Here is a 5,528-nt window from a genome sequence, read left to right as displayed (position 1 = left end):
GGCACCGGGCTCTGCCCGGACCCGCGCCTCAATCGCCGGCGAGGCTGAATTAGCCGGACTCCGGCTTCGGCTGCCCGGCTCAGGTGGTGGTGGAGCCGGCGGCGCTGGTTTCGCCGGATCCCGGCTGGGTCAGGCGTGGCGTTCCAGGGTGGGGCGGAGGCGGTCCAGCAAGGTGTGGAGGGTGGCGCGCTCGGCCGGGGTGAGGGTGTCCAGGGCGCCGTGCGTGGCCTGCATCTCCTCGCGTACGCGTCGGATGATCTCCCGGCCCGCGTCCGTCGCGACGACGTTCTTGACCCGCCGGTCCGCAGGGTCCGGCTCGCGGCGGACCAGCTCGCGGGCTTCCAGGCGGTCCACGATCCCGGTGACGTTCGACGCGTCACACACCAGTAGCGTCGCCAGCCCCCGCATCGGCAGCGGCCCGTCCAGCTGGGCGAGGACCTTGGCCTGCGTGGACGTGAGGCCGTAGCGCGCCGCCGCCGCGGCGAAGTCCCGCCACTGGGCGGTGCCGATGGCGGCGAGCAGCTCCAGGAGCTGGAGCTTGCCGGGGGTCTCACGGGTGGTGGCGCTCATGCCGCGAGAGCGTACTCAGGATCGTTGACATTATCAATTGTTTACTTGACCACCTTAAGTATTTGCCTCTAACGTCGTCGAAGTACTTGATGACATGAAACATCTGCGACCTGAAGCAGTGAGAAGGTTCCTCCCGGACATGAGCACCGCCACAGCCACCCCCGCCCCCGCCGAGGCGAAGACCAGGAACGAGACGGTCATCGTCTTCGCCCTGAGCCTTGCCGCCATGGTCGTGTCGATGATGCAGACCCTGCCGGTCCCGATCCTCGGCCTCATCCGCTCCGACCTCGGCACCTCGACCGCCAACGTGAGCTGGGTGACCACCGCCACGCTGCTGTCCGCCGCCGTCTTCACCCCGCTCCTCGGCCGCTTCGGCGACCAGCACGGCAAGAAGCCCACCCTCGTGGCCGTCCTGGGCGTCATGGTGGCGGGCTCCGTCATCGCCGCGCTGGCGAGCTCGCTGCCGCTGCTCATCCTCGGCCGCGTCCTGCAGGGCGCCGCCACCGCGATCTTCCCGCTCGCCCTGTCCGTCCTGCGCGAGGAGGTCCGCCCGCAGAAGCTGCCCGGCGCGATGGCCCTGGTCAGCGGCACCCTCGCCTTCGGCAGCGGTCTCGCGCTCGTCGCCACCGGCCTGCTCACCTCCGGCGACGGCGCCGACTACCGCAACGCCTTCTGGATGGCGACCGGCTTCGCGACCGTCGCCCTGCTCGCCGTGGCCTTCCTGGTCCCCGCGACCCGCCACAAGACCGGCGGCCGCACCGACTTCCTGGGCGCCCTGACCCTCGGTATCACCCTGCTGCTGCTCCTGCTGCCGATCTCGCAGGGCCACGAGTGGGGCTGGACCTCGGGCCGCACGCTGGGCAGCTTCGCCGGCGCCGCCGTCATGACCGTCGTCTGGGTGTTCACCGAGCTCAAGGTCCGCGAGCCGCTCGTCGACATGCGGATGTTCGTCCACCGTCCGGTGCTCATGGCCAACCTGGCCGGCATCCTCGTCGGCTTCGGCATGTTCGCGAACTTCCTGGGCGTCTCCTACCTCGTCCAGATGCCCGAGAAGCTGACCGGCTACGGCTTCGGCGCGTCCATCCTGCGCGCCTCCGTGGAGTTCCTGCTGCCCGGCGCGATCGTCTCGCTGCTCGCCTCGCCCATCGGCGGCCAGCTGGTCCGCCACCGCGGCCCGCGCACGGCTCTGGGCCTGGCCGCCGCCCTCGGCGCCCTCGGCTTCGGCTGGCTCGCCCTCGACCACGGCCACACCGCCTCGGTGATCGGCGCCGGCATAGTCGTCGGTGCGTCCGTCAGCTTCGGCTACGCGGCCATGCCCGCCGTCATCATGGCGAGCGTCCCGCCCCACCAGAGCGGCATCGCCAACGGCATCAACTCCATCTCCCGCTCCACCGGCAGCGCGATCGGCAGCGCCATCGTCACCACGATCCTCGCGTCGAAGACCATCGAGCACCTGCCCGCCGGCGTCCCGCCGCTGCCCGCCGAGTCCGGCTTCACCCTCACCTTCTGGATCGGGGCCGCGGCCTTCGCCCTCGTCGCGCTCATCGGCTGGCTGGGCCTGCGCGGCCAGCACGGGCCGCGCACCGTCGAGGTCGCCAAGCAGCCCGCCGCTTCGGACGCCAAGGTGGCCGAGCAGGTCTGACACGCAGGTCTGATGCGGGTCCGGTCCGGCTCGGGCCCGAACCGTACGTCCGCCGCTTCGGGGGGACGGCGCCGCTCCGCGGCTGCCGTCCCCCCGAAGTCGTGGTGTGCCGAGCGCCGCAAACCGGTCGGGCCCTAGCCGAGGCGGGCCAGTAGGTGGGCGTCGAGGAAGCCCCGCTCGGAGGCCGGATCGTGGAGCAGCCGGGCGAACGGGACGAGCCCGGCCCCCGCCAGCAGCGCGGCGAACCGGTCCACCGGCCAGCTGTAGGCCGGCGTCACCTTGTGGTCGAAGCGGACCGGCTCCGGCCCGTCGGTCGCGAAGAACGAGACCAGGAGCAGGCCCCCCGGTGCCAGGACGCGCACCTGCTCGGCGAGGAGCGCGGGCAGTTCCCCGGGCGGGGTGTGGATCATCGAATAGTGGGCCAGCACGCCGCCGAGCGCGGAGTCCTCGACCGGCAGGGCCTCCATCCGCGCCTCGTCGAACCGCAGCGCCGGATGGGCCCGCCGGGCGTGGTCGACCATGCCGGGGGAGAGGTCGAGCCCGAAGGCGTCCAGCCCCAGGTCGTGCAGCATGGCCGTCAAATGTCCGGGCCCGCATCCGACATCGGCCGCCCGCAGGTTCCCCGTCGCGCGCACCAGTTCGGCGAAGGTCGCGACCATGGACCGCGAGAACGGCTGCGCCTCCAGCCGCCGGTCGGCGAACAGCGACGCGTACAGCTCGACGACCCCGTCGTAGGCCGACCTGGTCACGTCCTGGTGCTCTGCCATGGGGCGGACGCTAACATCCGCGCGGGCGCCGCCGGCGCCCCGCCCCCCGTAGGGCGTCAGGCGCCGCCGCGGGCGGCAGCCTGGCGCTGCCGCTTGGCCAGAGGGGCCAGGGAGAGGTCCTGCGCCTGCGACTTGAGGCCCTTGAACCCGTAGCCGCGTTCGGTCAGCCAGCTCTCGGCCGCGAGCTCGGCCCGGGCCGTCGCCTCCAGGATGTCCTCCTCTTCCTCACCCCCGTCGAGGAAGCGGAAGGTGAAGAAGGGGCGCGCGGCGATGTCGTACGTCAGGTGGCCCTCGGAGGTGAAGGCGGCCCGGAGCATGTCGTGTTCGGGCGCGGCGGCGAGCAGCTCGGCACGCTGGTCGGCGGTGAGGCCGTCGAAGGAGCCGCGGACGGTGATACGGAAGGTACGGGAGCTCATCCCCGCAGCCTAGAGCGGGCGAATCGTCCGAGCATCGGATTTTTCGCCCACCAGCCGCCGGGTCGGTTGTGCTCCGGGGCGTCCACCGCGGCAACGGCAGGGCGGTCGTCGCGTTTCGGTACGGCACGACGCCGTCGCTCACCGCGGACCCGGCCACCCCGCTGTTCGGCCACGGGCGGCCACGTCACGATCGGGCACAGGCAGCGTGCGCACGGCGCTTGCTCCGGAGCGCTCAGATGCTGATGTGCCCCATCAGGCCGCGCTGGTAGTCCATCTGCGCCTGGCGGATCTCGGCCGCGGTGTTCATGACGAACGGGCCGCTGCGCGCCACCGGTTCGCGGAGCGGCTCGCCCGCCAGGACCAGCACCTCGGCCGCCCCACCCGGCGCCGAGACGGCGAACTGCTCCCCGTCCCGCGCGAGGATGGCGAGGTGGCCGTCGGGAAGCTCGGCGTCAGGGGTGGCCGCGGTCCCGGACAGGACGTAGAGCATGGCGTTGTGCCCGGCCGGGACGCTGAACGCGGCGCGGCCGCCGGCCCGGAGGCGGGCGTGGACGACGAGCACCGGGGTGTGCGTGTCGAAGGGGCCGCTCACCCCGTGCGTCGATCCGGCGATCACGGTCAGCTCGGCGCTGCCGTCCTCGGTGGTGACCGTCGGGATCTCGCCGGGCGCGGAGCCGTACTGCACGCGCGGCGGCGTCGCCTTGAGCCGGGCCGGCAGGTTCACCCAGATCTGCAGCAGGTGCTGCGGGCCGCCCTCGGCGAGCAGCTCGGGGGTCGGGCGGGCGAGGTGGACGAGGCCCGATCCGGCCGTCAGCCACTGGACCTCGCCCGGGTTCATGACCCGCTTGTGCCCCTCGGAGTCGATGTCCTCCATGGCGCCGTCGATGACGTACTGGATCGTCTCGAAGCCCCGGTGGGGGTGCGGCGGCGCGCCCTTGGCCTCGCCCGGCCCGAGCACGTGCGGCCCGACCTGGTCGACCATCAGGAAGGGGTCGACCAGGGGGAGTTCGGGCTGGGGGAAGGGGCGACGGACGGGGAAGCCCTCGCCCTCGTAGGTGTGGAAGGGGCGGACCACCCGAGCGGTGGATCGTACGGCGGCGGCGGTGATGTCCATGCACCGAATCAACGGCACCGCTCTCAGGGGTGTCAAAGCGCGGCCGTTTGGTTGTCAGGTCACGGGACCGGCCCCGGCCACGCGCGCCGGTCGGGGCCCTCGGGCCGCGCCCGTCGGCTCAGCGCCTGCGGGCCCGGGCCCGGCGCAGCAGCAGGCCGACGGCCGCACCGGCCACGGCGGTCACGGCGACGCCCGCGGTCGTCCACCAGACCGTGCTGTCACCGCCGTCGGCGGCCGGAGCAGGGGACTGCGCGGGGGTCGGGACGGGGGCCTGGACGGGGGGCTGCACGGGGGCCGCGACCGAGGGCGCGGACGACGGGGCGGGGGAACCGCCCGGAGCGGGGGAGACCGGCGCGCCGCTCGGGGAGGTCCCGGGCGCGGGGTCCACGACCGGTACGGAGACCTCGCGCTCCGCGTGGCCGAGGGAGGGGAAGCCGACGTGGACGGTGACCTTCCAGGTGCCGGCCGGAAGGACCTCGGCGGTGCTCCAGCCGACGCGCGAGCCGGAGTCCCGGACCAGCTTCCAGGGCCCCAGCGCACGGGCGCCGTCGAGGCTGGTCGCGTCCACGGTGGCCGCGACCGCCTCCTCGATGGCGTCCCCGTCGTTCTCCCAGGTGATGTCGGTGGTGAGGTGTCCCTCGCGCTGCCCGGTGATCACGACCTTGACGGTGTCGCCGTGCGCGTGGGCCGTGCCGGGCACGGCCAGGGCCTGGGCGAGGACGAGGAACAGGACGCCGAGTCCGGTGCGGCGGACGGGGAAGGCGTGGCGAGTACGCATCGTTGTGGTGCTCCCTGTGCGGTGGGATGCGAGGCACTGCGCGCCGGGCGGCGACCCGGCGCAGTGCAGTGCCGTGCTGTGCGGTGTTGTGCTGCGCTGTGTTGGGCTGTGTTGGGCTGTGTCGGGCTGCGCCGTGGTGAAGGCGAAGCCGAAGTCGAACCTGAAGTGGTGACTTCACGAATAGGGACAACAGCAGCGCCGCGTTGCCGCGCGAGTGCCGCACATGCATGGCTGACCTCAG

6 protein-coding genes are annotated in these 5,528 nt (G+C 72.9%); 1 reads left to right on the top strand and 5 read right to left on the bottom strand.

The window, feature by feature from the left end; genetic code table 11:
- Positions 1–129 precede the first annotated feature (129 nt).
- The gene (locus ABZ924_RS38000) at positions 130–570 is read right to left on the bottom strand and encodes a MarR family transcriptional regulator (RefSeq protein WP_361920228.1); all 441 of its coding nucleotides are present in this window, start codon (positions 568–570) and stop codon (positions 130–132) included.
- A 139-nt stretch (positions 571–709) separates the two neighbouring features.
- Between ABZ924_RS38000 and ABZ924_RS37995 the strand changes: the two genes are divergently transcribed.
- The gene (locus tag ABZ924_RS37995) at positions 710–2,212 is read left to right on the top strand and encodes an MFS transporter (RefSeq protein ID WP_361920227.1); all 1,503 of its coding nucleotides are present in this window, start codon (positions 710–712) and stop codon (positions 2,210–2,212) included.
- A gap of 134 nt (positions 2,213–2,346) precedes the next feature.
- Here the strand turns inward: ABZ924_RS37995 and ABZ924_RS37990 are convergent, their stop codons facing one another.
- The 4 genes from ABZ924_RS37990 to ABZ924_RS37975 all read right to left on the bottom strand — a co-directional run bounded on the left by ABZ924_RS37990 (position 2,347) and on the right by ABZ924_RS37975 (position 5,287).
- Positions 2,347–2,979, bottom strand: a complete 633-nt coding sequence (locus ABZ924_RS37990) for a class I SAM-dependent methyltransferase (RefSeq protein WP_361920225.1) — start codon at positions 2,977–2,979, stop codon at positions 2,347–2,349.
- A 56-nt stretch (positions 2,980–3,035) separates the two neighbouring features.
- Entirely contained in the window at positions 3,036–3,395 is a 360-nt protein-coding gene (locus tag ABZ924_RS37985) for a DUF6204 family protein (RefSeq protein WP_361920223.1), read from the bottom strand.
- 232 nt (positions 3,396–3,627) lie between these two features.
- Positions 3,628–4,509 (bottom strand): pirin family protein, encoded by an 882-nt coding sequence (locus tag ABZ924_RS37980; RefSeq protein WP_361920221.1) that lies wholly within the window; start codon positions 4,507–4,509, stop codon positions 3,628–3,630.
- Between the two features lie 118 nt (positions 4,510–4,627).
- Positions 4,628–5,287 carry a hypothetical protein gene (locus tag ABZ924_RS37975; protein WP_361920219.1) on the bottom strand — a complete coding sequence of 220 codons (660 nt, stop codon included), beginning with the start codon at positions 5,285–5,287 and terminating at the stop codon, positions 4,628–4,630.
- Between the last annotated feature and the right edge of the window lie 241 nt (positions 5,288–5,528).

Source organism: Streptomyces sp. NPDC046876 (assembly GCF_040645035.1).
Lineage (GTDB): Bacteria > Actinomycetota > Actinomycetes > Streptomycetales > Streptomycetaceae > Streptomyces.
The sequence above is the reverse complement of the archived record's forward strand: the minus strand, read 5'-3'. Positions and strand labels throughout refer to the sequence as shown.